Below are 25439 nucleotides of genomic sequence, written 5' to 3'. Positions count from 1 at the left end.
GGCCCCCCCCGGGGCCAGGTGACGATCAGCTTTCGGGCAAGAAATCGGGCACCGACAGATAGCGTTCGCCGGTATCGTAGTTGAAGCCGAGCACACGGACGTCGTCGGGCAGATCGGGCAGCTTCTGCAGGATCGCGGCGAGCGTGGCGCCCGAGCTGATCCCGACCAGCATGCCCTCCTCGGTCGCGGCGCGGCGCGCCATATCCTTGGCGACGGCGGCGTCGACCTGGATCGAGCCGTCGATCGACTGGGTGTGCAGATTGGCCGGCACGAAGCCCGCGCCGATCCCCTGGATCGGGTGCGGCCCGGGCTGGCCGCCGGCGATGACCGGCGAGGCGGCCGGCTCGACCGCATAGACTTTGAGGTTCGGCCAGGATTTCTTGAGCGTTTCGGCGACGCCGGTGATGTGGCCGCCGGTGCCGACGCCGGTGATGATCACGTCGATCGGCGTGTCGGCGAAATCGGCGAGGATCTCCTGCGCGGTGGTGCGCACATGCACCTCGATATTGGCGGGATTTTCGAACTGCTGCGGCATCCAGCTGTTCGGCGTCTGCGCGATCAGCTCGAGCGCGCGCTCGATCGCGCCCTTCATGCCCTTTTCACGCGGGGTGAGATCGAACGTCGCGCCGTAGGCGAGCATCAGGCGACGGCGCTCGATCGACATGCTCTCGGGCATGACGAGCACGAGCTTGTAGCCCTTGACCGCGGCGACCATCGCCAGGCCGACGCCGGTATTGCCGCTGGTCGGCTCGATGATCGTGCCGCCGGGCTGCAATTCGCCGGAGGCTTCGGCTGCCTCGATCATGGCCAGCGCGATGCGGTCCTTGATCGAGCCGCCGGGATTGGAACGCTCCGACTTGATCCACACCTCGTTGCCCGGAAACAGGCGCTGCATGCGGATGTGCGGGGTCTTGCCGATCGTATCGAGGATCGTGTTGGCCTTCATGATACTGCCTCCATCTCTTTGTCTGCGGCATCCTGCCGGCTGGTTGGCGGATCGAACGTCTTGGCACGCCTGATGCTGGGGAACAGATAGGTCCACAGGATGGTGACTACAATCGCGCCGCCGCCGCCGATCAGCACCGCGCCGACCGGGCCGAAGGCCGAGGCGAGGAAGCCGGATTCGGCCTCGCCCAGTTCGTTGGACGCGGAAATGGTCAGCTGCGAGACCGCGCCGACGCGGCCGCGCATCTCGTCCGGCGTGTAGAGCTGGATCAACGACTGGCGGATATAGACCGAGAACATGTCCGCGCCGCCGGCCACCGCGAGCGCGCCGACCGCGACCGCGAAGGCATGGGCGGGGACGATCAGGTGCGCGATGCCGAATATCACGGTCGCGGTCCCATAGATCAGCACCGAGACCAGCATCTTGGGGCCGACATTGGTCTTGAGCGGGCGGAACGAGAAGATGATCGCGATGAGCGCGGCGCCGACGGCGGGCGCGGCGGCGAGCCAGCTAAGCCCCGCCGCGCCGACCTTAAAGATGTCGTTGGCGTAGATCGGCAGCAATGCGTTGGTCCCGGCGAGGAACACGGCGAACAGATCGAGCGTGATCGTGCCGAGCACCAGCTTGTTCTCGCCGACATATTTCAGCCCGTCGATGATCTGCTTGATCGGTCGCGCGGTGGAACGCGGCGGCTGCGCGACCTTGCCGATCAGCAGCAGGCAGGCAAGCGCGATGCCGAACAGCGCGGACGACAGCCAATAGGCGCCGGAATGCGTGGCGGTATGCGCATAGGCGAACCCGCCCACCGCCGGGCCGATGATCGTGCCGACCTGCCAGGAGATGGAGGACAGAGCGATCGCGGTCGGCAGCACCTCGCGCGGGACGAGATTGGGCGCGAGCGCGCCGAACGCAGGGCCGGCGAAGGCGCGCGCCAGGCCGAGCAGCATCGCGACCGAGAACAGCACCGGCAGCGAGATCCAGCCTTCATAGGTCGAGACGGCGAGGATCAGCGCGCAGGCGAGCTGCAGCGAGACGGTGATGCGTGCGATCCAGCGGCGGTCGAAGCGATCGGCGACATAGCCGGTGATCGGCGTGCTGAGGAACAGCGGCAGGAACTGCAGCAGCCCGATCAGCCCGAGCTGCGCGGCGGCCTGCGGCACCGTCATGGTGGCGCGGGCGATCGTATAGACCTGCCAGCCGACGACGATGATCATCGCGTTCTGCGCGATCGTCATCGCCAGGCGCGCGACCCAGTAAGCGCGGAAATTGGCGATGCCCAAAGGGTGCGTGGGCGGGCGGGAGGCGATGTCCATTACGCAGGGCTGTACGCGGGCCGCGGCGGGCGGGGCAATCAGGGATTGCTTGTCGCGGTGAAACTTCTGATGACGCCCAACGATTGATGTCGCGAGCGAAACGCGCTTATACGCGCGCTCCTCCCCAAGGAAACGAGGTTCCACACGTGGCCAAAGCCCCCGCCCGCACGATCGACCCGCCCGCGCCAAACCGCGAGCGACCCGCCGAGCCACAGCTCTACCAGGCGTCGAAAGACGAACTGCTCGAATTCTATCGCCAGATGCTGCTGATCCGCCGCTTCGAGGAAAAGGCCGGTCAGCTCTACGGCCTGGGCCTGATCGGCGGCTTCTGCCATCTGTATATCGGGCAGGAAGCGGTCGCGGTCGGGCTGCAGTCGGCGCTGTCGGACAAGGACAGCGTGATCACCGGCTATCGCGATCACGGCCATATGCTGCTGTGCGGGATCCCGCCGCGCGACGTGATGGCGGAGCTGACCGGGCGCCAGGCCGGCATCTCCAAGGGCAAGGGCGGCTCGATGCACATGTTCAGCGTCGAGCATAAATTCTATGGCGGGCACGGCATCGTCGGCGCACAGGTGTCGCTCGGCACCGGCCTCGGCTTCAGCCACAAGTATAAGGGCGATGGCGGCGTGTGTCTGGCCTATTTCGGCGACGGTGCGTCGAACCAGGGCCAGGTCTATGAGAGCTTCAACATGGCCGAGCTGTGGAAGCTGCCGGTGATCTACGTGATCGAGAACAACCAGTACGCCATGGGCACCAGCGTCAATCGCTCGTCGGCCGAGGACCAGCTGTATCGCCGCGGCGAATCGTTCCGCATTCCCGGCATCCAGATCGACGGCATGGACGTGCTCGCGGCACGCGGCGCGGCGGAGGAAGCGCTCGCCTGGGTGCGCGCCGGCAAGGGGCCGATCATCCTCGAGATGAAGACCTATCGCTATCGCGGCCATTCGATGTCCGATCCGGCGAAATACCGCTCGCGCGAGGAAGTGCAGGCGGTGCGCGACAAGTCCGACCCGATCGAGCATTGCAAGAAGCTGCTCGAGGCCGAAGGCGTGACCGAGGCCGATCTCAAGGTGATCGACCAGGAGATCCGTCGCCAGGTCAACGACGCTGCCGACTTTGCCGAGACCGCGCCCGAGCCGGACGCCTCCGAACTGTATACCGACGTGCTGGTGGAAACCTACTGATGGCGATCGAAATCAAAATGCCCGCGCTTTCCCCGACGATGGAGGAAGGCACGCTTGCCAAATGGCTGGTCAAGGAAGGCGACACCGTCAAATCCGGCGACATCATGGCCGAGATCGAGACCGACAAGGCGACGATGGAATTCGAGGCGGTCGACGAAGGCACGATCGGCAAGATCCTGATCGCCGAGGGTAGCGACAATGTGAAGGTCGGCACCGTCATCGCGACGCTGATTGCCGAGGGCGAGGATGCGTCGGCCGAAGCGCCCACGACCGACGATGCGGCCAAGATAGAAGAGCGCGCCGGAGATTCCGCCAACGCGCAGCCCAAGGAAGAGCAGCCGGCCGACCAGGCCGCGAACCAGCCGGAAGGCACCACGCCGACCAAGGTGGAAAGCGGCGCGCAGCAATTGTTCGAAGCGTCGAAGCATGGCGCCGAAATCGCCGATCCGGCGCTCCCCGAGGGCACCGAGATGGTCAAGCTGACGCTGCGCGAAGCGCTGCGCGACGCGATGGCCGAGGAAATGCGCCAAGACGACCGCGTGTTCGTGATGGGCGAGGAAGTCGCCGAATATCAGGGCGCGTACAAGGTCACGCAGGGGTTGCTGGAGGAATTCGGCGACAAGCGCGTGATCGACACGCCGATCACCGAATACGGCTTTGCCGGCGTCGGCACCGGTGCCGCCATGGGCGGTCTCCGCCCGATCGTCGAATTCATGACGTTCAACTTCGCGATGCAGGCGATCGATCATATCGTGAACTCTGCTGCCAAGACCAATTACATGTCCGGCGGGCAGATGCGCTGCCCGATCGTGTTCCGTGGCCCCAACGGCGCCGCCAGCCGCGTCGGCGCGCAGCACAGCCAGAATTACGGGCCCTGGTATGCCAGCGTCCCCGGGCTGATCGTCATCGCGCCGTATGACGCGGCCGATGCCAAGGGGCTGCTGAAAGCCGCGATCCGCAGCCAGGATCCGGTCGTGTTCCTGGAAAACGAACTGCTCTACGGCCGCACCTTCGAAGTGCCCAAGCTCGACGATTACGTGCTGCCGATCGGCAAGGCGCGGATCATGCGCGAGGGCAGCGACGTGACGATCGTCAGCTATTCGATCGGCGTCGGCCTGGCGCTCGAGGCGGCCGAGGAACTGGCCAAGCAGGGCGTGGAAGCCGAGGTCATCGATCTGCGCACGCTGCGCCCGCTGGACAAGGCGGCGGTGCTCAAGAGCCTGAAGAAGACCAACCGGCTGGTGGTCGCGGAAGAAGGCTGGGCGACCTGCTCGATCGCGTCGGAAATCGTCTCGATCTGCATGGAAGAGGGCTTCGACGATCTCGACGCGCCGGTGCTGCGCGTGGCGAACGAAGACGTGCCGCTGCCTTATGCGGCGAACCTCGAGAAGCTGGCGCTGCTCAGTTCGGCGAAGATCGTCGCCACGGTGCAGAAGATTCTGTAGCCGATCGCGCGCGAACCGGACTGCCGTCACACGGCACTGGGTTGGCGATTATGCCGTCCGATCCTGTGTTTCCTGTTCCCCCGCGAAAGCGGGGGGCCAGGGCCACAAGCAGTGATCTTTGGTACCCTGGGCTCCCGCATTCGCGGGAGAACACGGGTGTACGTAGCGCAAAGTCATTGACGCCGGTTTTGCTCAGCGGCCATCGCGCCGCAGAAGCGATCGTCCGTGGGGTGCGATGGATCCTGACTTTCGTCAGGATGACGGTGTTGTCGGGGCGTACCCCTGCAGCTCAGCTGGTGTAGAGATTGCAGGTCGAGCGCGGCGTGACCGGCGAGGTGACGGGATTGTAGATCTGCGTGAAATCGCGTTTGTCGCGGACGATGAACGACGCGATGTATTTCAGCTTGGCGGCGCCGCCGGGCAGCCACGCGCCGGTGACGACCGGTTTGTAATCATAATTGATCTCGACGAACATCACGCCCGAACTCGGCGGCGCGGTGACCTTGGCGCCGGTTTCGCCCATGCCCGTGGTGCTGCTGCCGGGATGGGTGGCGGAATTGTCGCCGGTGCTGGCGGTGTTGACGCCGGCCGTCGGATCATAGGGCGCGGTGCCGTCTGCGGGGGCGGGCGTCGAGCCGCTGATCCGCGTCCGGCCATAGCTGGAATCGTAGCCCGTCCCGCTCTTCAGGCCGATGCAGCGCTGCCAGTGGATTACTTGCGCGCCGCTGGCGTTGGCTTCGAGACTGGAAAGCGTGACGCGGCCGCGCGTGGTCAGCTCCCACCCTTTGGTCTGCACGCGGACCTGCGCGAGCACGTCGTTGATGTCCACCTCGCGCAGCTGCTGCAGCACCAGTCCCGAATTATCGCCGACTCGCGAGGCATTGTCGGCGAGATTGAGTGCGGCCTGGCTGACGCGCATGTTCATCAGCGCGAGATTGGCCGTCTCCACACCGTACAGTCCGATGCCCATCACGATCGGCAAAGTGTAGGCGAATTCGAGCAGCGCAAGGCCGCTGCGATCGCGGCGCAAGCGGCGCAAAAAGGCGCTGGCGGTCGTCCGGAACATCATGTGCACACCGATGGGATCGTGGGAACGGCCTGTGTGGCATAAGGCTGGTTCTTGAGCAGCGTCTGCGCGGCGATCGTCTGCGTTGCCGAAAAGCCGAGCAGCCGCGCGACCGGGAAGATGCGCGTATAGGTGATGCTCATTGAATAGAGCGCGACATCATTGGCGCCGCCCTGGCCGGTCTTGCCGGGATCGGCATCCCATATGCCGTTGGCGTTGACGTCGTCGAAACATTCCTTCGCGTCCCGAACGCCGTTATTGTTGGTGTCGGTAAACTTCTCGGCCTTGACCAGCGAGAAGCTGGCATAGGATTTGCGGGTAGAGACATAGGTATAGTTCTTCACAACCTTGCCGACCACCGCCAGCACGCCGGCATCGAGTTGCGTCGTCTGGTTGGCGCCGCCCTGGATTGCGGAATCGCGCGCCGCCTTCTCGATCGCGCCGCTCAGCACCGATTGCGCATAGGCCTGGTGCAGCAGATCGCCCAGACCCATCATCAGCATCAGCATGACCGGGGCGACGATGGCGAATTCGATCACCGTGTTGCCGCGCTGATCGCTGCGCAGAAGCTGAAGCAGCCGGCGGCTCACTTGGAAATCCGCAGCATCGCGACCTGCTTGGCGATCGCCTTGAAGGCATCGGACAGGCCGGTCCCGGATGTCGTGTGGAAGGCCTGTGTGGCAACCGTCGCGCAGGCGGTGAGATTGTCATCCTCGTCGGGCGCGATGGCGATCGTCCAGACATCGATGTTCATCGATTTGGCCTTGGTGCATTCCGCCAGGAAGCGGGCATTGTGATAGGTAGTGCGGTTGTTGGTCGCACCGTTGGTAACGCGGCGATCGAGCTGCTCGACACCGTACATGCTGTACGCGTCGGTGGAGGGGGACATCGCGCCGTCGGTCATGAACACGATGATGCGCTTGGGCTGCTGGCGCCCCGGCCATGCCGCGGTGTCGGCAGCAAAGATGCCGTTCGGCGAGATCAGGCGCACGCCCCAGATCATGCCGATATCGTGATAGGTGCCACCGAGCGGCACGAAATCCGATGCGCTGACGAAGGCGCTGACATCCGCCGCGCTCATTTCGTCCAGCCGCCGGATCGGCTTGGCACAGCCGTTCTTGCCCAGGATCAGCCGATCGGGATCCATATAGCTTTGATAGGTCGAGCTCTCGCCGTTCGAAAGCGGATAGGCGTTGTGGGTCGGGCGGACATATTCGACGTCGGGCCAATAGGGGCGCCAGCGCGTGGCGTTGGTGGTGCCGGGCAGATCGGGATCGAGATCGGCCGGCAGATTGTCATTGTCGAACGTGCTCGCGCCGGCGGTCGTGTCGCGTTCCTCAAGACAGCCCATCCACCGCGTCGTCCCGCCAGTGACGCTGGTGGGATCGGCGATCGTGCCGCCGCCGACATAGGGGCCGACCGGCCAGCTCTGTGGCTGGTATTTCCACTGCGGGCCGAGCGTGGAATTACGATACTGGCAGCGATCGGTGCCGCTGGTGGTCCATCGATATTCGGTCCGGATCGCCCGGCCCGTGGCGTCGTAGGTCAAGGCGGTGGCGGGATCGCGTGTCGTCGGCAGCGCGTTGCATTGCGTCTGGTTCCTCGTCGGGGACAGATCCGTCCAACTGCCGTTCGAGATCGTATAATCATCGTTCACGATGCGCGACTGGTACGTCCAGCTGCCGCTGCCCGAGCCGCCGATGATATTGTCCGCCCCCACTTCCATCACTGCCTTGCCGGCGTTGACCATCGAGGAATAGGTGACGAAGCCGTAGCGGACATGCGTGGAGCTATCGACGTTCTCATCGATCGTGTTGTAGAAATCGATCACTGCGGTGCGCAGCGCCTGGATGCGCGAGATGTTCACGCCGCTGCCATTGGTCTTTTCAGGCACGCGGTAGCCGGTCGATCCGGCGTAACCAGCGACCGCGCTCTTGTTCGACGACGGGCGGGTATAGGTGACGGCGTCGGCGAGCGAATTGCTGCACGCGGTATCATTGTCCTCCGGCCTGCAGGCCATCGACCCGGTCGTATCGAGCACGAACACGATATCGGTGTCGGCGACGTCGAAGCGCGCCTCGCACGTCACGGACAGCGTCTGATTGCCCTGGCCGAACATCTTCATGATCGTCATCGGCACGACCGCGCTGGCGGTGCCGGCGACCTGCTGATCGGCGGTCTTGGTCGGCGTAAACACGACCGAGCTCGTCTTCATCCAGTTGGATTCGAAATTGTTGGCGAAGAAGGTCTGCGCGCGCGCGGCCGCGGTGGTATCGAGCGTGGTCGCCGCGCTGCTCGTCATGAACTTGCGCCCGGCCAGCGCGCCGGCATCGCAGGCCTGCTGCAGCCGCACCTTGACGACGTACAGACGCGCCATATCGATCGCCGAACCGGCGAGCGCGCAGATCGGCAGCAGGAACGCCGCCATCATGGCGAGCGTGTTGCCGCGCCGGTCGCGCCGCAGCCGCCCCAGAAAAGTGCTCGGCAACGCGCGCTGCCCGTCTTGATCCCGCATGTCGGTTGAATGCACGCCAAATGGTTTCCAAAGCGTATGCTAGGCGATGAGGATCAAAGGATGGGTCAAGCGACATGGTTAACGCGCCGATAGGCATCGGGGCGCGCGGCGCAGCAGCAGATCCGGAGCGCGCGCTGGCACTATCCTATGCGCGGGCTGACGTGCGCGCTGGGGTGGCGGCATTGTTCGCGCTCGACGATCTGCTCGGGCGGATCCTGCGCACGACGCGCGAGCCGATGATCGGGCAGATGCGGCTGACCTGGTGGCATGAGGCGCTGGGCAAGCTCGACGCGGAGGACGCGCCGGCCGAGCCGGTGCTGCAGGCGCTGGCGCGGCACGTGCTGCCGCGCGGCGTGAGCGGCACGCGGCTGGCGGGGATGATCGATGCGTGGGAGGTGCTGCTCGACGGCGAGGCGCCGGACGCCGGCGTGCTGGATGCCTTTGCGCAGCGCGGTGTGATCCTGTTCGGTGCGGCGGGGACGGTGCTGGGGGCGGTGCCGGGCGATCCGGTCGCGCCGGCCGGGCGCGGCTGGGCGCTGGCGGATCTGGCGCGACACGTCAGCGATGCCGCGGTCGCGGCGCGTGCGCGCGGTCTGGCGGCGGCGCCGCTCGAAGCAGCGACGGCGGTGCGGTGGAGCCGCGGGGCGCGGACCCTTGGGGCACTGGCGCATCTTGCGCGGCTCGATCTCGCAGCGCCCGCCGGCGCGCCGATCCGGCCGGCCGCGCCGGCGCGCGTGTGGCGCCTGCTGCGGCACCGGCTGACCGGGCGATAGGGTTTCGCCGGCGCCGGAAAGGCGGTATTCTCGGGCGAGGGGGAACGGATATGTGGCGGTATCTGGCGGGCGGAGTCGCGACCATGCTGCTGATTGCAGCCGGCGTCATGCTGTTCAGGACGCCGGCGCGGTCATTGTCGCCGCTGCGCGCGGCGCCGGTGGTGGGACAGGAGGCCGAGCCGCGGGCACTGCCGGAGACGGTGCCCGAGGCGACCCCCAGGACGCGCGAGCAGAAGCGTTTCAACCGCTACGACAAGGATCGCAACGCGCTGATCACGCGCGACGAATATCTCGCCAGCCGGCGCAAGGCCTATGCCCGGCTGGATCTCGACAAGGACGGGCGGCTGTCGTTCGACGAATGGGCGGTGAAGACCACCGACAAGTTCGCCGCCGCCGATACGGACAAGTCCGGGAGCATGACCGCGGCGGAGTTCGTCGCGACGGCGCCGAAGCGCAAGGCGCCGGTGCGGGTGAAATGCCCGCCGGCGGGGGCGCCGGCGGGGCGGGAGGAAGAGGAAGGCTAGGCGTCAGGCCGCGAGCCATTCCCCCAGCGCATCGCGCGCGCGGTCGGTGTACATCTTCTTGCGATCGGCCTTCTTGGTCCGGCCGGGGATCGGCGGGAACAGCCCGAAATTGACGTTCATCGGCTGATAGGTGTCGGCCACGGCAGCACCGGTGATATGGTGCAGCAGCGCGCCAAGCGCGGTGGCGACCGGCGGCGGCGCCAGCGTCTCGCCGCGGAGCTCGGCGGCGGCGAAGCGCCCGGCGATGAGCCCGATCGCGGCACTCTCGATATAGCCCTCGCAGCCGGTGATCTGCCCGGCGAAGCGGACGTTGGGCATGGATTTCAGCCGCAGCGTGGGATCGAGCAGTTCGGGCGAGCGAATGAACGTGTTGCGATGCAGCCCGCCCAGCCGCGCGAACTCGGCATTTTCGAGCCCCGGGATGGTGCGGAACAGCCGTACCTGTTCGGCATGCTTCAGCTTGGTCTGGAAGCCGACGATGTTCCACAGCGTGCCGGAGGCATTGTCCTGGCGCAGCTGGACGACGGCATAGGGCCAGCGCCCGGTGACCGGATCATCCAGCCCGACCGGCTTCATCGGCCCGTAGCGCAGCGTATCGACGCCGCGCGATGCGGCGACCTCGATCGGCATGCAGCCCTCGAAATAGGGCGTGTCCTTCTCCCATTCCTTGAACTCGGTCTTCTCGCCCTCGATCAGCCCCGCGTGGAAGGCGAGATACTGTTCCTGGTTCATCGCGCAGTTGATGTAATCCTTGCCCTCTCCCTTGTTCCAGCGCGACTGGAACCAGGCGGTGTCCATGTCGATGCTGTCGAAATGGACGATCGGCGCGATCGCATCGAAGAAAGCCAGCGCATCGGCGCCGGTCGCCGCGCCGATGCTGGCGGCGAGCGGTGCGGCGGTGAGCGGGCCGGTGGCGATGATCACCGGGCCGTCGGGGATCGTGTCGACGCGCTCGCGCACCACATTGATGTTGGCATGGCCCTCGATCGCGCGCGTGACGCCTTCGGAGAAACCGTCGCGATCGACCGCCAGCGCGGAGCCCGCCGGCACCTTGTGGATGTCGCCCTCGCGCATGATCAGCGAGCCCATCGTGCGCATTTCCTGATGGATCAGCCCGACCGCATTGCTCGTCGCGTCGTCCGAGCGGAAGCTGTTCGAGCAGACCAGTTCGGCCAGGCCATCGGTGTGGTGCGCGGGGGTCTTCTCGCCGCTGCCGCGCATTTCCGAGAGACGAACCTTGAATCCTGCCTCGGCGAGCTGCCACGCCGCTTCCGACCCGGCGAGCCCGCCGCCGATGATGTGAATGTCATGTGTCATGCGGCTGCGTTAGCGCCTTGCGGACGTTTTCGCCAACCCCCCGCTCGGCCCGCTGCTTGACCAGACTGAGCAGATTGTTTTCCAGGTCGCCGAGGAACAACTGGCCCCACAGCTCGGAATAGAGATTGACCGGGGTCTGGATGCGATAGCTCGTGTCGAGCGTGACGCGGGTGCGGTTGGCGCCGAGCGGCTGCATCGTATAGCCGCCGGTCGTCACCGTGAAATAGGGGCTGTCGGGCATCAGGTGGCGATCGGTATAGCCCCAGCCGGCGATGTCGTCGAAGATGAAGCGCCAGCCGAGGCGGCGTCCGGGCTGCCATTCGGTGATGCGCTCGCGAAATTTGATGCGCTGGCCCCAATCGGCATGGCGATCCGCACCGATCCCCGTGCCGACCAGCCGCGCGCCGATCGGGCGGGGAATACCGATCACGTCCTGCGATACGTTCCACGCACCTTCGCCGGGGCGGACATCGGGAATGCCGCGCAGCAGCGGCCAGATCTGCGCCGGGCTGGCCTCGACCACGATGCTGCGCGTGACCGTCTTGGTCTCCACCGGCAGCGGGATCATCGGCTCGATCTGCATTGACAGCAGCGGCAGCAGGACCAGCGCGGCGCAATAGGCGCGGCCATCCTGGTCCGGATTGCGCCGGCGAAGCTTGTAGGTGACGTGCGCGCCGATCAGCCCGCTCAATATCCACAGTGGCGACAGCATGATGATGCAGATCACGCCCTCGCGCAGCACGAACAGCGAGGCGATGATGACGACCAGCAACAGCCATTGCGGAACCTTGAGATAGAAGCCGTGCGTGCGCTCCGCATAGGGATCGGCGACATAGCAGACGAAGGCGCACACTGCGGCCGGCAGGACGAGCAGGAAGGAGAAACTGATCAGCCCGCTTTCCGGACGCAGCGCCTCGAGCAGGAAATAGACGCCGAGCGCGAAGCTCAGCGCAGCGGCAACAGCCAGCGCGATTCGCAGGACGGCGGGCCGCCTTTGATAGGTTTCGGTGCTGTCTTCCATGGCCGTCCTCCAACAGGCAGCCGGCGACGCTCGCGCCAAGGCCCGTTCAAATATTTCAGAAAATGCAGAAAGTGTCAGGCGCGGCTAAGGCGGGCGGTCCATCGCGTCGATCTCCTCAATCCTGCGGCTTGGCCTTGCGGCCGGGAATGAAGCGGGCGACGCTGCCGCCCAGCTTCATCAGCGTGATGAGGGTCGATTTGGGCAGCACGCGCACCTGATCGTACCAGGTGCCGAGCGTGGAGAGGAATTCGTGCATCCGCCCGATCCGCTCGCGGACATGCGCGGGGGCGGTGTCGTCCTTGGCAAGGCGCTGGGCGAGCTCGTTCATCAGCACGATCGTCGGGTCGATCTCGCGGCGCTTGCGCTCGGCGGCGATGCGCATGAGCATGTCCCACAAATCGGTCTCGGCGGTGAAATGATCGCGCCGATCCCCCTCGACATGGACGCGGCGGACGATGGCATAGCCCTGCAGTTCCTTGAGCCCGGTGGAGACGTTGGAGCGCGCGAGGCCGAGCGTCTCGACGATTTCCTCGGCGTTGAGCGGATCCTTGCTGAGATAGAGCAGGGCATGGATCTGCGCGACCGAGCGCGCGACGCCCCAATGCGTGCCCATCTCGCCCCAATGGAGCACGAAGGCTTTGACGTCGGGATGATCGTAGAGCTTCATAGGTTCTTCCGTTTCTGTTATTTCAGAAATAACCGGAGTCGATGTTGGTGTCAACGTGCTCAACCCACGGTCCATCCTGCCGTCATCCCGGACTTGATCCGGGATCCATCAAGCGGTTCGCGGGCGCTCGCAGATCGCGCGACGCGCGTGCGGCGCGTTGGATCCCGGATCAAGTCCGGGATGACGGGGTTTGGCGGGAGTCGCGTACCCGCCAATGACGCGCTAGCCTGCGCAGATGATCCGCCGTCTGATCCTCGTCGCCGCGCTGCTGGCCGGCATTTCCTTCTATTTCGTGCCGCGTGCGCCGGATGCGGCGTGGTGGGTGGCGTGGAAGGCGCTGGGCGTGGCGCTGCTGGCGGTGTGGGCGGCGCTGCAGGCGCGCGACGCGCGTGGCTGGCTGCTGGTCGGCGTGCTCGCATTCGGCGCGCTGGGCGACGTGCTGCTGGAAACGTCGGGCATGGCGATCGGCGGGGCGGCGTTCCTGGCCGGGCACCTGATCGCGATCGCACTGTATCTCGGCAATGGGCGGATGCGCGGTGGTTTCGCCGTAGCAGCGGCGATCGGCGTTGCGCTGACGGTGTCGGGCCTCGCCTTCTCCTTCACCAACGATCACGGCGTGGCGCTCTACGCGCTGGGTCTCGGCGGCATGGCGGGGAGCGCGATCGCCAGCCGGTTTCCGATTGCCGCGCTCGGCGCGGTGTCGTTCGCCTGTTCCGATCTGATGATCTTCGCGTCGCTCGGGCCGCTGGCGGATTCGACGCTGCCGGGGCTGGTGATCTGGCCGAGCTATTTTGCCGGGCAGGCGCTAGTGGCGATCGGCGTGGCGCACGCATTGCGGTGGCAGGGCGGGGCCACCATCTCGGCCGCATGAAAGTCTATACGATCGGCTACGAGGCCACGACGATGGCCGATTTCCTTGCCGCGCTGACCAAGGCGGGGGTGAAGCGCGTGATCGACGTGCGCGCGCTGCCGCTGTCGCGGCGGCCGGGCTTTTCGAAGACGTCGCTGGCCGCGTCGCTGTTCGAGGCGGGAATCGGCTATGTCCATCTCAAGGCGCTGGGCACGCCCAAGCCCGGGCGTGACGCGGCGAAGAAGGGTGACGTCGCGACGCTGACCGCCGTCTATGCGGAACAGCTGGAACTGCCCGAGGCGCAGGTACAGGCGGCGCAGATGCTCGACTTGGCGCGCGAGATGCCGTCAGCGTTATTGTGTTTCGAGCGCGATCCTTGCCACTGCCATCGTACGTTGCTGCTGCAGGCGGTGGGGCAGGGGGCGGACGTGGTGGATTTGTACACGTAAGGTTGCCCCACCCCGTCATCCCGGACCTGATCCGGGATCCAACAAGCCGCTGGGCCAACGTGCCGCGATCGCTTGCAGAGCCTGCCGCGCGATGGATCCCGTACCAAGTCCGGGATGACGGCTGGAGTGAGCGCAGCTCAGCCCGCGACGGGCAGCTTGACCGTGCCATCGGCGAGCCGCTCGAGCGGGCCGTAGGCGATCACCGTCTCCAGCAGCAGCGGGCCGTAGAGATGCGGAAACAGCTGGCCGCCGCGCGATTCTTCCCATTTGAGCGAGCCACCGAAGCTGCCGAGATCGACCGCCGCGACGTGCAGATTTTCCTGGCCGGCGAAATGCTTGTCGACCGTTTCGGTCAGCTGCTCGCAGGTCGACAGGTGGACATAGCCGTCGGCCAGATCGACCGGCGCGCCGGCGAACGTGCCGTCCGCCTCCAGCGCCGCCATCTGTTCCGCGGTCAGTACCTTGTAGGCGAGGTTCGGCAGCTCGCTCATTCGCCATTCTCCGGGCCGGCGGCGCTGTCGTCCGCGGTATTGGCATCGTCGCTCGGCGCGATCTGCGGCGCATCCTCGGGGCCGCGGACGTCCATTTCCGCGTCGCCCTCGGTCTCCTCGATCCGCGCGGCGGAGACGACATGCTCGTTCTTGCCGACATCGAACAGCTTCACGCCGGCCGAATTGCGGCTGATCACGCGCAGAGACCCAAGCGTCGTGCGGATCAGCTTGGCCTGATCGGTGACCAGCATCAGCTGATGCCCCTTGGCCGCCGCGAAGCTCGCCACGACGGGGCCGTTGCGCGCGATATTGTCGATATTGGTGATGCCCTGGCCACCGCGATTGGTGCGGCGGTAGTCATAGGCGCTGGACAATTTACCATAGCCGTTGGCGCAGACGGTGAGGATGAACTGCTCCGCCTTGACCATCTGGTCGAACAATTCCTGATCGTCCGGCGCGCCTTCGCGCTCGGCCTTCCACGGCGCGAACTTGAGGTAATTCTCGCGCTCCTGCGGGCTCGCATCGACGCGGTGCAGGATCGACAGCGAGATGACCTTGTCGTCGCCCTTGAGCGTCATGCCGCGCACGCCGGTAGAGTTGCGGCTCTGGAATTCGCGGACGTCGGTGCTGGCGAAGCGGATCGCCTTGCCGGCGCGGGTGGCCAGCAGCACGTCGTCGCCTTCGCTGAGCAAAGCGACGCCAATCAGGCGATCATCTTCGTCATCGCCTTCGAACTTCATCGCGATCTTGCCGTTGGTCGGCACGCTGGTGAAGGCATCCATCGAGTTGCGGCGGACATTGCCCTTGGCCGTCGCGAACATGACGTGGAGATTGCCCCATTCCGCCTCGTCCTCGGGCAGCGCCAGCACGGTCGAGATCGTCTCGCCTTCGGCCAGCGGCAGCAGGTTGATCATCGGGCGGCCGCGCGTGGCGGCGCCGCCTTCGGGCAGGCGCCAGACCTTCTTGCGATAGACTTTCCCGTGCGTGGAGAAGAACAGCACCGGCGTGTGCGTGCTGGTCACGAACAATTCGGTGACGACGTCCTCGTCCTTGGTACTCATGCCTGAGCGGCCCTTGCCGCCGCGCGCCTGGGCGCGGAACGTGTCGAGCGTGGTGCGCTTGATATAGCCCTGCATCGTCACAGTGACGACCATGTCCTCGCGCTCGATCAGATCCTCGTCGTCGATCCCGTCGGCCGCGGCGGCGATCTCGGTGAGGCGCGGCGTGGCGAATTCGGCGCGCACGGCGGTGAGCTCTTCCTTCATCACCGCATAGAGCTTGGCGCGATTGGCGAGGATTTCGAGCAGTTCGGTGATCGAATCCGCCAGGCCCTGCAGCTCGTTGCCGATCTCGTCACGCCCCAAGGCGGTCAGGCGATGCAGGCGCAGATCGAGGATCGCGCGGACCTGCGCTTCGGACAGGCGATAGACATCGCCTTCCTGCTTGTCCTCGACCGCCTCGACCAGGCGGATGTACGGCGCGATCTCGGCGATCGGCCAGCTCTTCTCGAGCAGTCGCGCCCGGGCGACGGCGGGGCTGGACGAACCGCGGATCATGCGCACGACTTCGTCGAGATTGGTGACGGCGATGACCAGGCCGAGCAACAGATGCGCGCGCTCGCGTGCCTTGGCGAGCTCGAACTTCGAGCGCCGGGTGATCACCTCTTCGCGGAACTTGACGAACGCCTCGATGATGTCGCGTAGGTTGAGCGTCTCGGGGCGGCCGCCGCGGATCGCCAGCATATTGGCCGGGAACGAGCCCTGCGCCGGCGTGTGGCGCCACAATTGGTTGAGCACCACGTCGGCGGTCGCGTCGCGCTTAAGATCGATGACGATGCGCACGCCGTGGCGGTTCGATTCGTCGCGAATGTCGCTGACGCCTTCGATCCGCTTGTCCTTGGCGGCTTCGGCGATCTTCTCGACCAGGTTGTTCTTGCCGGTCTGATAGGGGATTTCAGTGAGCACGATCGAGCGCCGGTCGCCACGGCCTTCCTCGACGACGTGGCGCGAGCGGACGATGATCGAGCCGCGGCCCTCATTGTACGCCGCCTTGCAACCGGCGCGGCCGAGGATGATGCCGCCGGTCGGGAAATCGGGGCCGGGGACGATTTCCATCAGCTCGTCGATCGTGATCTCGCCATTCTCGATATAGGCGAGGCAGGCGTCGACAACTTCGCCGAGATTGTGCGGCGGGATGTTGGTCGCCATGCCGACGGCGATGCCGCCCGCGCCGTTGACCAGGATGTTGGGGAAGCGCGCCGGCAGCACGGTCGGCTCTTCGCGCGACCCGTCATAATTGGGCGCGAAGTCGACCGTATCCTTGTCGATGTCGCTGAGCAGCGCCATCGCCGCCTTGGTCAGCCGCGCCTCGGTATAGCGCATCGAGGCCGGCATATCCGGATCCATCGAGCCGAAATTGCCCTGGCCGTCCATCAGCATCACGCGCATCGCCCAATCCTGGGCGAGGCGGGCGAGCGCCATATAGATCGAGCTGTCGCCGTGCGGATGGTAATTGCCCATCACGTCGCCGACGATCTTGGCGCATTTGCGATACGGCCGGCCGGGGACGAAACCGCCCTCCTGGCTGGCGAACAGGATGCGGCGATGCACCGGCTTCAACCCGTCGCGCACGTCCGGGAGCGCGCGGCTGACGATCACGCTCATGGCGTAATCGAGGTAGCTCGAGCGCATCTCGTCGACGATCGAGATCGGCGAGATATCGGAAGGGTCGGCGAGGATGGTCTCGTCGGTCAAATTTCTATGCTTTCGGGTTGGTTTCAGTCGTGTGACGGCTCTAGCTGAGGCGGCCTAAAATGCCAAGGGTAGTGGGGCGGGCCCCGCCTTCTCGCTTCAGGAGAGGGAGGGGCGTCAGAAGGGCAGTTCCGCGCCGTCCCAGGCGAACACCTTGCCGCTGTCGGGCACCTTGAGGCCATCGATCACGTCGAGCAGCTGCACCGCCGCGCGCCCGGCATCGAACAGATGGCCCGGCTGCACATTGCCCTGGAACGGCTTGGACAGCGCCGTATCGACGGTGCCCGGGTGCAGGCCGACGACGATGCTGCGCTCGTTGCGGCGGCGTTCCTCGATCGCCAGCGTGCGCAGCATCATGTTGAGCGCCGCCTTGGATGCGCGGTAGCCGTACCAGCCGCCAAGCTTGTTGTCGGCGATGCTGCCGACGCGCGCCGACAGTGCGGCAAACACGCCGCGCTGGCCCTTGGTCATCAGCGGCAGAAAGTGTTTGGCGACCAGGGCCGGGCCGATCGTGTTGACCGCGAAGCCGCGTGCGAGCCAGGCGGGATCGAACTCGCGCATCGCCTTTTCGGGGCCATGGCCATCGGCGTGCAGCAGCCCGGTGGCGACAAGGATCAAGGTCGGCGCAGGGCCCTTGGCAACCACCGCGGCGGCCGCGGCGATGCTGGCTTCGTCTTCCAGATCGAGATGCTGGTCGCCGGCTCGCGAGCGGGCGAAGCCGTACACGCGATCGAACGTGCCTTCGTCGCGCAGCGCTTCCTCGAGCGCCGCGCCGATCCCGCCCGAGGCGCCGATGACCACCGCCGTGCCGCTCACGAGCGCAGGAACCGCCAGCGCGTGTCGTCGCTCTCGGCGGCGTCGAACGCATAGCCGTCGGTGTCGAAGCCCTTCATCCCCTCCGTGTCGGTGATGCGATGCTCGCATAGATAGCGCGCCATCATGCCGCGCGCGCGCTTGGCGTTGAAGCTGACGAAGCGCGGGCCCTTGGGGCCCGGTTCGCGGAACTCGACCTCGATCACGCGCACGCCCTGCGGCAGCCGCCCGTCGACCGCATGCCAATATTCCTGGCTGGCAAGATTGAGGATCACGCCCGACCCCTCCTCGGCGACATCCTCCGCTAGCAGATCGGCAATGCGGTTGCCCCAGAATTCATACAGGTTCTTGCGCCGCGGCGCCCAGCGCGTGCCCATTTCGAGACGATAGGGACGCATCTTGTCGAGCGGGCGAAGCAAACCGTACAGGCCGGAGAGCATGCGCACATGGCCTTGCGCGAATTCGATCCCCGGTTCGTCAAGCGTCTTGGCCTCGAACCCGGTATAGACGTCGCCGGCAAAGGCGAACAGCGCCGGCCGCTCGGGCTGCTCGACGAAGCCGTCGAAGCGATCGGCGTTGAGCTTGGCCAGCGGCTTGGAAATGCTCATCAGTTCGGCGAGCTTCTTCTGGCTGAGATTGGCCGCCGATGCCGCCAGTTTCACCGCCTCGTCGCCGAAGCGCGGCGCGGTCGGGGTCAGCGGCGGCAGCGGGCTGTCATAGTCGAGCGTCTTGGCGGGGGAGAGAATGGCAATCATGCAAATCGGGTAGCGGGAGCCAGGGGCGCATTCAATCGTTGTTCAGGCGCAGCACGGCAATTGCCGGCACAAAGCTGCGTCGCTTGACCCGCCCCGGGCGGAGGTTACAGCGGCGCAGGAGTCGACCACGGTGCGCCGCACCGCCTAGAGGAGAGTTCGTTCGTGACATCATTTTCCAGAGCCGCGCTGGCCGCCGTCCTGATTGCCGGCACCAGCAGCTTCGCGATGACGGCGCCGGCTGCCGCCAAGAAGAAGGAAGAGGCAAAGGGCGGCCTGGTGGTCAGCGAGCCGCTGCGCGTTGCCGCGACCGCCGCCGGCGCCGCGATCGCCGCCAAGGATTTCGCCACCGCGGAGACGAATGTCGCCGTGATCGAGGCCGGTGCCAAGACCGATGACGAGCGCTATCTGGCGCAGGCCTATCGCCTGCAGCTCGAAGCCAACAAGGTCGGCGATGCCGGCAACCCCGCCGTGCTCGCCGGGCCGCTCGACGCGCTGATCGCCAATCCCAAGACGCCGGCGACCGAAGTCGGCCGCTATGCCTATATGCGCGCCAACATCGCCTATAACGCCAAGCAATATCCGCAGGCGCTGGCCGGCTATCAGCGCGCCGTGCAGGCCGGCTTCACCGCCCCCAACATGCAGTTGCAGATCGCACGCACCAAGATCCAGTCCGGCGACACGGCCGGTGGCGTTGCGGACATCGAAAAGCAGATTGCTGCCGACAAGGCCGCAGGCCAGCCGGTGAGCGAAGACCTGTACAAATATGCCATCGTCGCGCTGCAGAAGACGCCGGACACGGCGGCCACGATGCGTTGGACCCGCGAATGGCTGTACGCCTACAACACCCAGCCCAACTGGCACACCGCGATCTACGTGTTCGGCTTCCAGGGCGATAACGACAAGAAGATCACCAAGCGCGAGCGGATCGATCTGTTCCGCCTGCTGCGCGCGACCAAGTCGCTCGCCGGCGAGCGCGAATATGTCGAATATGCCGATCTTGCCGTGCAGACCGCCAATGCCGCCGAAGCCAAGGCCGTGATCGCCGAAGGCAATGCCACCGGCAAGCTGACGCCGGCCAATTCGGCCGCCAAGCTGACGCTCGGCGAAGCGACCACCCAGCTGGCGCGCGAAGGCTCGCTGGCGGTGCAGGAGAAGCGCGCGCTGGCCGCCGCCGACGGCCTGGAGGCCAATGGCGTGGGCGATTACGCGCTTGGCACGGGCAATGCCGCCAAGGCGATCGAGATGTACAAGCTGGCGCTGAGCAAGGGCGGTGCGAAGCTCAACAAGGACGAGATCAACACGCATCTCGGGATCGCCTACCTGCAGGCTGGCGACAAGGCTTCGGCCAAGGCGGCATTCGCGCAGGTCACCACCGGGCTGCGTGGCCAGATCGCGGCACTGTGGAGCGTATGGGCCGATGCCCCGGGCGCGCCGACGCCTGCCGCTGGCTAAGCGCTGTCAATCAGCGTGAAGCGAGAAAGGGCGGCAGCGATGCCGCCCTTTTTTGCGCCCAGGTTGATTTGCATCGATCGCTGACGCCCCGCCGGGCGTCGTGGCCGATGTCGTGAAATGCTCGGCCTTGCGCCTGAACTGCTGCAGTACATGACGGATGGGCGCGCGCCGTTGAAGGCGGCCGGCGATGCGATCCTCGATCGACGCGGGCGGCAATCCAGGTGGTCAGCAGCAGTTGTTGCGCGTCGGCCCCGACTGCCCGAACGGCTGCGGTTTGATCGCATCATAGAAGTAATTGTCCTCGTCATGGCAGCAGACCAGCCGTAATCCGGAGGCATCCAAAAGACGCTGATACTCGGATGCGCCGAGCGATCTCGACTGCCTATTGGTCAGCAGGTCCTGCCATTCGCAGCGCTGCCACGGTGCCGTAAACAGGAACCGTCCGCCCGGCCTGAGCGCCGCCGCCACCCGCGCGATCACTTTGCGCTGATCGTCCGCGGAAAGCAGGAACAGCAGCCCGACCGCCACCGCCGCATCGAACGTCCGGTGGAAGAACGCGCTGTCCTGCGCGGCCTCGCAAGCACTTTGCGCCGTCGGAAAGCGCTTGCGGAACGATGCCAGTAATGACGGCGACGCATCGACGCCGAAAACTTTGAAGCCGCCTTCGACCAGGGCCTGGGCCACGGGTACGCCGGAGCCGCATCCGATATCGACCACGGCGCTCGCCGGCGGCAGATTGTCTCGCGCCCAGGATCGCACGAATGCCGCTCCGCTGTCGGATCGAACGGTCATGAACTGCTCGGCTATGCCTTCATAGCCCTCGGAACGATCGCTGTTCACCAGCCGAAACGGATTAGTCGGTCCGCACCGGTATCCCCGGCACTGCCTTCGCCGTACGGATCGTGAGCGACGTCTTGACGCTCGCGACATTCGGCGCGGGCGTCAGGTGGGTGGTCAGAATGTCCTGGAAGCTCTTCAGATCGGCAGCGACGATCTTGAGAATGAAGTCGATCTCGCCGTTGAGCATATGGCATTCGCGGATCTCGGGGATCGCGCCGACATGTTCCTCGAATGCATGCAGGTCATGCTCGGCCTGGCTGCGCAGCGAGACCATCGCGAAGACGGTGATCGGGTAGCCGAGCGTCGCCGCGTCGAGCTCGGCATGATAGCCGCGGATCGCCCCGGCATCCTCCAGCGCGCGCACCCGGCGCAGGCAGGGCGGTGCGGTCAGGCCGACCCGTTCCGCCAGATCCACATTGGTCATTCGCCCGTCCGCCTGCAACAAGGACAGGATTTGCCGGTCGATATGATCGAAGGCCATTACGTTACGCTCCCAGATTCGCCGTTTTTCGACCCGCAACCCGCCTCTAAGCATAATAATGTTGCGAGGGAACGCAATTGTCCCACAATGCGACGTTCCGAAATCAACCGCTTCCGCAAACGTGGCGGGCCAGTTAAGAAATTCTTACGACGCGCAGTGGGGCGAGCGTAACAAGGGTCATGACGTGCGCTTTGACGACAGCCTCGATACGGTGCTTGCGGCAGAGATGTCGTCGCCGTTCGGCGCGCAGTCGGCCTGGCGCCAGTTGGTCGACCTGATCGGGCGTCGCCGCGTGCCCGCCGACGAGGCGGCAATCGCCAGGCTGACGGCGCTGCGCCCGACGGTGCCGGCGGCGGTACGTGCGGCCAGCGCGCGCGTGCTGGCCTGCGCCAATCCGCCGGCCGCCTTGGTGCGGTTGTTCGTCGATGACGAGATCGACATTGCCAGCCCGGTGCTGCGGGTCGCGGTGCTCGAGAGCGATGAATGGATCGACCTGCTGCCGCGCATGTCGCCGGCCGCGCGCTCGGTGTTGCGCCATCGCCGCGATCTCGGGCCGGCGGTGCGGCGCGCGCTGGAAAGCTTCGGGCCGAACGATTTCCGGCTGTCGTCGCGCGCCGATCCGGCTCCTGAGGAAGCGCCGGCCGCGCCGGTCGCGTTCAGCAACCGGGCGATGTGGCGTCGCGTCGAGCCGGTCGCCGTTGCGCCAGAACCCGTGGCAGAAAGCGAGGCGACGGCGGCAAGCACGGCCGAGGCGGCGATCCCCGATACGACGCCGCCGATCGACGCGCCGGCCGCGCCGTCGGGCGAGAATCCGTTCGTCTCGGTCGGATCGATCACGCGCGGCTTGCCGGTGGTGGCCGAGGCACTGCGCCGCGCCGATGCCGCGCCGGCGCCGCCCGCCGTGGCGGCGGAAGGCCCGTTCCAGATCGCCGACCTGGTGGCGCGCATCGATGCCTATCAGCGCCAGCGCGACGATGCGCCGCCGCGCGGGCTGCCGGACGAGCAGCCCGCCCTGTTCGAGATGGAGCCGGCCCAGGCCCAGACGTTCCGCTTCGAGACCGACGCGCGCGGCGTGCTGCGCTGGGTGGAGGGGGCGGCACGCGCGGCGCTGATCGGCCTGTCGCTCGATCTCGACGCCGTATCGGGCGGCGCCCATGTCGACGGCGTGGCCGGCGGCGCGTTCCGCCGTCGCGCCGGCTTCGCCGATGCGCGGCTGGTGGTCGATGGCACTTCGGATGCCGCGGGACAGTGGCGGATCAGCGCCATGCCGGTATTCGAGCATGAAAGCGGCCGCTTCACCGGCTATCGCGGCACCGCGCGGCGGCCGCGCGTCGACGAGAGTGCCGCGCCGGCGCGGGCGACGGCGAGCCCGGCGACCGACGCGCTGCGCCAATTGGTCCACGAACTGCGCACGCCGACCAACGCGATCGCCGGCTTTGCCGAGATGATCGAAACCGAAATGCTCGGCCCGGTGCCGCCGGTCTATCGGGAACAGGCAGGGACGATCCGCAGCCAGGCGGGGGGGCTGCTCACCGCTATCGACGATATCGATCTGGCGGCGCGGCTTGAATCGCATGCGCTGGACTTGCGCGCCGAACAGGTGCCGCTGGCGCCGCTGCTGGTGCGGATCGCCGGCGATCTGGCGCCGCTGGCCACGCTGCGCGGCACGGAGATGCTGATCAATCCCGGCCCGTTCGATCTCGCGATCGCGGGCGACGAACGGGCGGTGGAGCGGCTGGTCGGGCGGCTGATGTCGACATTGGTCGCTTCGGGCGGGGCGGGCGAACAGATCAAGGTGATCGCGACCCTGGGCGCGGACGGGATGATCGCGCTGGTGTTCGATCGGCCGCGCGCGCTCGCCGCGTTCGGCAATGACGCGATCCTCAGCATCGATGCCGAGGCGGTGGCCGAAGCGGAAGGCGCGCCGCTGCTCGGCACCGGCTTTGCGTTGCGGCTGGCGCGCAACCTCGCGCACGAACTGGGCGGCGCGCTGGCGATCGACGCGCACCACCTGACCCTGCTGCTGCCGGCGGCCGTCAGCATGGCGGTGGAACAGGCCTCGTCCAGCTGACCATGGCCGCCGGGGCAGCTCCTGCCCGGGGGGGCTATCGCGTGACGCCACCGCCGCCCGGCGATCTGGTCGACTGGCCGGCGGATTTCGGGACGCGCTTCACCGTGACGGTCGATACCGAGGAAGAGTTCGACTGGGCGCAGCCACTCGACAGCGGCAACCGCAACGTCACCGCCATGGCGGCCATGCCGGAGGGGCATCGCCGCTTCGCCGATCGTGGCGTGCCGCTGACCCTGCTCGTCGACCATCCGATCGCCACCGATCCGCGATCGATCGATATCCTGCGCGCAGTGGTTGCGGACGGGCGCTCGGCCGTCGGCACGCAGCTACACCCCTGGGTCAACCCGCCGATTGAGGAAGCGATGAGCCCGCAGAACAGCTTCGCCGGCAACCTGCCGGCGGCGTTGCAGGCGGCCAAGCTCGACGTGCTGGGCGCCGCGATCACCAAGGCGATCGGCATCCCCCCGCGCGTCTATCGCGCCGGGCGCTATGGCATCGGGCCGGACACGCTGGGGCTGCTCGCGGCAAGGGGCTATCGCATCGATAGCTCGATGCGCGCGCGCTATGATTATGCCGCCGAAGCCGGGCCCGATTTCGGCGCGATCGGCAACCACGCGTTCCGGTGCGGGCCGAACAACCAAATCGTCGAACTGCCGCTGTCCACCGTCTTCATCGGCGCGGCGCGGGGCGGCGGGGCCGCATTGTATCGCGCGCTGGGGCGGCTGCCGAAGGGGCGGGGGCTGTTCTCGCGCACCGGTCTGCTGTCGCGCATCGCGCTGACCCCGGAGGATATGCCGCTCGCCGCCGCGCTGGAAGCGGTCGCGGTTGCCGTGGGCGAGGGCGTGCGGGTGCTCAACTTCTCGTTCCATTCGCCCTCGCTCGTCCCCGGATGCACGCCGTACGTGCGCGATGCAGGTGACCTCGCGGCCTTCCATCATTGGTGGGATCGGGTGCTGGGCGACCTGCAGCGTCGCGGTGTGGCGCCGGCGTCCTTGGACGAGCTGATCGCTGGATCGGCGTGCGGCAGCGCTGCGGCGGCGTCGCCGGCGCACGCGGTCTGATATGGTCGTGGTGGGCCCGGCAGGACTTGAACCCGCAACCTAGCCGTTATGAGCGGCCAGCTCTAACCAGTTGAGCTACAGGCCCACGCACCGGTTCGTTAGCGGAAGCCCGGCGTCTCGGTCAACGCGGCAGGCGGTTCAGCCGTCGATGTAATCGAGATAGGCGACGACATCGTTGCTGGTCTGCAGGAACAGCCCGTCCTGCACGTCGTCCGGCTGCTGCGCCGCCAGCTGCAGCGCCTCGGCCAGCGTGCCGTAGACAAGCGTCGCGGCCGTGCCGTCGTCGCCGAGATGATAGAGCCGCACCGCGACGTCCTGGGATATCGTGCGCATCTGCTTCGCCCGGATCGGCGGGGCCGCAGGGGCCGCCGGCAGTGATGAAGGAAAATGGTCGGGGAGACAGGATTCGAACCTGCGACATCCTGCTCCCAAAGCAGGCGCGCTACCGGGCTGCGCCACTCCCCGACGCTGGGCTGCGCTTAGGCGGGATGGGGCGGGGACGCAAGGTGCTATGGCAGCGGATCGTGCCGCATGTGACGATTGTGTGGCAGCGCCGCGGCGCGGCGGGATCCGATCCGCACAACGAAAAAGGGCGCCCCTTGCGGGACGCCCTTTCCTGAAACGAGACCGACCGGGCCGAAGCCCGATCGAC

General features: G+C 66.5%; 24 protein-coding genes and 2 tRNA genes. 9 read left to right on the top strand and 17 right to left on the bottom strand.

The window, feature by feature from the left end; genetic code table 11:
- Positions 1-25: 25 nt before the first annotated feature.
- Both cysK and NV401_RS16000 read right to left on the bottom strand, forming a co-directional pair.
- The gene (gene cysK / locus NV401_RS16005) at positions 26-946 is read right to left on the bottom strand and encodes a cysteine synthase A (protein ID WP_261295444.1); all 921 of its coding nucleotides are present in this window, start codon (positions 944-946) and stop codon (positions 26-28) included.
- A complete protein-coding gene (locus tag NV401_RS16000) occupies positions 943-2259 on the bottom strand; it encodes an MFS transporter (RefSeq protein ID WP_261295443.1) in 1317 nt (438 codons plus the stop codon). Before NV401_RS16000 ends, cysK begins: the two co-directional genes overlap by 4 nt.
- A 146-nt stretch (positions 2260-2405) precedes the next feature.
- Between NV401_RS16000 and pdhA the strand changes: the two genes are divergently transcribed.
- Complete coding sequence (gene pdhA / locus NV401_RS15995; RefSeq protein ID WP_261295442.1) at positions 2406-3446, top strand: pyruvate dehydrogenase (acetyl-transferring) E1 component subunit alpha; 1041 nt, start codon at positions 2406-2408, stop codon at positions 3444-3446.
- Positions 3446-4891 (top strand): pyruvate dehydrogenase complex E1 component subunit beta, encoded by a 1446-nt coding sequence (locus NV401_RS15990; protein WP_261295441.1) that lies wholly within the window; start codon positions 3446-3448, stop codon positions 4889-4891. The genes pdhA and NV401_RS15990 overlap by 1 nt, the downstream gene beginning before the upstream one ends.
- A 289-nt stretch (positions 4892-5180) precedes the next feature.
- On the opposite strand, the gene NV401_RS15985 is transcribed toward NV401_RS15990, so the two are convergent.
- The 3 genes from NV401_RS15985 to NV401_RS15975 are packed head-to-tail and all read right to left on the bottom strand — an operon-like array spanning position 5181 to position 8472.
- Positions 5181-5960 carry a TadE/TadG family type IV pilus assembly protein gene (locus tag NV401_RS15985; protein WP_261295440.1) on the bottom strand — a complete coding sequence of 260 codons (780 nt, stop codon included), beginning with the start codon at positions 5958-5960 and terminating at the stop codon, positions 5181-5183.
- A complete protein-coding gene (locus tag NV401_RS15980; protein ID WP_261295439.1) occupies positions 5957-6547 on the bottom strand; it encodes a TadE/TadG family type IV pilus assembly protein in 591 nt (196 codons plus the stop codon). The genes NV401_RS15985 and NV401_RS15980 overlap by 4 nt, the downstream gene beginning before the upstream one ends.
- On the bottom strand, positions 6544-8472 hold the full coding sequence (locus NV401_RS15975; protein ID WP_261295438.1) for a Tad domain-containing protein: 1929 nt from the start codon (positions 8470-8472) through the stop codon (positions 6544-6546). The genes NV401_RS15980 and NV401_RS15975 overlap by 4 nt, the downstream gene beginning before the upstream one ends.
- Before the next feature lie 74 nt (positions 8473-8546).
- Between NV401_RS15975 and NV401_RS15970 the strand changes: the two genes are divergently transcribed.
- Positions 8547-9245, top strand: a complete 699-nt coding sequence (locus NV401_RS15970) for a squalene/phytoene synthase family protein (protein ID WP_261295437.1) — start codon at positions 8547-8549, stop codon at positions 9243-9245.
- Between the two features lie 83 nt (positions 9246-9328).
- Complete coding sequence (locus NV401_RS15965; RefSeq protein ID WP_315369775.1) at positions 9329-9769, top strand: EF-hand domain-containing protein; 441 nt, start codon at positions 9329-9331, stop codon at positions 9767-9769.
- Positions 9770-9772: 3 nt separating this feature from the next.
- On the opposite strand, the gene trmFO is transcribed toward NV401_RS15965, so the two are convergent.
- From trmFO to NV401_RS15950, 3 genes are all read right to left on the bottom strand, one after another.
- Positions 9773-11086 (bottom strand): methylenetetrahydrofolate--tRNA-(uracil(54)-C(5))-methyltransferase (FADH(2)-oxidizing) TrmFO, encoded by a 1314-nt coding sequence (gene trmFO, locus NV401_RS15960; RefSeq protein WP_261295435.1) that lies wholly within the window; start codon positions 11084-11086, stop codon positions 9773-9775.
- On the bottom strand, positions 11076-12107 hold the full coding sequence (locus tag NV401_RS15955) for an SRPBCC family protein (RefSeq protein WP_261295434.1): 1032 nt from the start codon (positions 12105-12107) through the stop codon (positions 11076-11078). The genes trmFO and NV401_RS15955 overlap by 11 nt, the downstream gene beginning before the upstream one ends.
- A gap of 115 nt (positions 12108-12222) precedes the next feature.
- On the bottom strand, positions 12223-12774 hold the full coding sequence (locus NV401_RS15950; protein WP_261295433.1) for a GbsR/MarR family transcriptional regulator: 552 nt from the start codon (positions 12772-12774) through the stop codon (positions 12223-12225).
- Positions 12775-13009: 235 nt separating this feature from the next.
- Between NV401_RS15950 and NV401_RS15945 the strand changes: the two genes are divergently transcribed.
- The gene (locus NV401_RS15945; RefSeq protein ID WP_261295432.1) at positions 13010-13645 is read left to right on the top strand and encodes a lysoplasmalogenase; all 636 of its coding nucleotides are present in this window, start codon (positions 13010-13012) and stop codon (positions 13643-13645) included.
- A complete protein-coding gene (locus NV401_RS15940; RefSeq protein ID WP_261295431.1) occupies positions 13642-14073 on the top strand; it encodes a DUF488 domain-containing protein in 432 nt (143 codons plus the stop codon). Before NV401_RS15945 ends, NV401_RS15940 begins: the two co-directional genes overlap by 4 nt.
- A 137-nt stretch (positions 14074-14210) precedes the next feature.
- Here NV401_RS15940 and NV401_RS15935 read toward each other — a convergent pair whose 3' ends face one another.
- From NV401_RS15935 to yaaA, 4 genes are all read right to left on the bottom strand, one after another.
- The gene (locus NV401_RS15935; protein ID WP_261295430.1) at positions 14211-14564 is read right to left on the bottom strand and encodes a DUF952 domain-containing protein; all 354 of its coding nucleotides are present in this window, start codon (positions 14562-14564) and stop codon (positions 14211-14213) included.
- Positions 14561-17317 carry a DNA gyrase subunit A gene (gene gyrA / locus NV401_RS15930; protein WP_261295429.1) on the bottom strand — a complete coding sequence of 919 codons (2757 nt, stop codon included), beginning with the start codon at positions 17315-17317 and terminating at the stop codon, positions 14561-14563. Before gyrA ends, NV401_RS15935 begins: the two co-directional genes overlap by 4 nt.
- Positions 17318-17431: 114 nt before the next feature.
- Entirely contained in the window at positions 17432-18130 is a 699-nt protein-coding gene (locus NV401_RS15925; RefSeq protein ID WP_261295428.1) for an SDR family NAD(P)-dependent oxidoreductase, read from the bottom strand.
- Positions 18127-18882, bottom strand: coding sequence for a peroxide stress protein YaaA (gene yaaA / locus NV401_RS15920; RefSeq protein ID WP_261295427.1), 756 nt, complete (start codon positions 18880-18882; stop codon positions 18127-18129). Before yaaA ends, NV401_RS15925 begins: the two co-directional genes overlap by 4 nt.
- A 162-nt stretch (positions 18883-19044) precedes the next feature.
- Here yaaA and NV401_RS15915 point away from each other — a divergent pair, with 162 nt between their 5' ends.
- On the top strand, positions 19045-20334 hold the full coding sequence (locus NV401_RS15915) for a hypothetical protein (protein ID WP_261295426.1): 1290 nt from the start codon (positions 19045-19047) through the stop codon (positions 20332-20334).
- Positions 20335-20559: 225 nt separating this feature from the next.
- Here the strand turns inward: NV401_RS15915 and NV401_RS15910 are convergent, their stop codons facing one another.
- The gene (locus NV401_RS15910) at positions 20560-21174 is read right to left on the bottom strand and encodes a class I SAM-dependent methyltransferase (protein ID WP_261295425.1); all 615 of its coding nucleotides are present in this window, start codon (positions 21172-21174) and stop codon (positions 20560-20562) included.
- A gap of 13 nt (positions 21175-21187) precedes the next feature.
- A complete protein-coding gene (locus NV401_RS15905; protein WP_261295424.1) occupies positions 21188-21655 on the bottom strand; it encodes an Lrp/AsnC family transcriptional regulator in 468 nt (155 codons plus the stop codon).
- A 184-nt stretch (positions 21656-21839) separates the two neighbouring features.
- Between NV401_RS15905 and NV401_RS15900 the strand changes: the two genes are divergently transcribed.
- Together NV401_RS15900 and NV401_RS15895 are read left to right on the top strand one after the other, a co-directional pair.
- Positions 21840-23726: a sensor histidine kinase gene (locus tag NV401_RS15900; protein WP_261295423.1), complete on the top strand. Its 1887-nt coding sequence runs from the start codon at positions 21840-21842 to the stop codon at positions 23724-23726.
- 41 nt (positions 23727-23767) lie between these two features.
- Positions 23768-24787 (top strand): polysaccharide deacetylase family protein, encoded by a 1020-nt coding sequence (locus NV401_RS15895; protein WP_261295422.1) that lies wholly within the window; start codon positions 23768-23770, stop codon positions 24785-24787.
- Between the two features lie 8 nt (positions 24788-24795).
- On the opposite strand, the gene NV401_RS15890 is transcribed toward NV401_RS15895, so the two are convergent.
- From NV401_RS15890 to NV401_RS15880, 3 genes are all read right to left on the bottom strand, one after another.
- Positions 24796-24872 (bottom strand) — tRNA-Ile (locus NV401_RS15890).
- Between the two features lie 53 nt (positions 24873-24925).
- A complete protein-coding gene (locus NV401_RS15885; RefSeq protein ID WP_261295421.1) occupies positions 24926-25120 on the bottom strand; it encodes a hypothetical protein in 195 nt (64 codons plus the stop codon).
- A gap of 55 nt (positions 25121-25175) precedes the next feature.
- Positions 25176-25252 (bottom strand) — tRNA-Pro (locus NV401_RS15880).
- Between the last annotated feature and the right edge of the window lie 187 nt (positions 25253-25439).

It is taken from the genome of Sphingomonas hylomeconis (genome assembly GCF_025370105.1).
Classification (GTDB): domain Bacteria; phylum Pseudomonadota; class Alphaproteobacteria; order Sphingomonadales; family Sphingomonadaceae; genus Sphingomonas; species Sphingomonas hylomeconis.
Note: the sequence above shows the minus strand (reverse complement) of the source record. Positions and strands in the feature narration are given on the sequence as shown.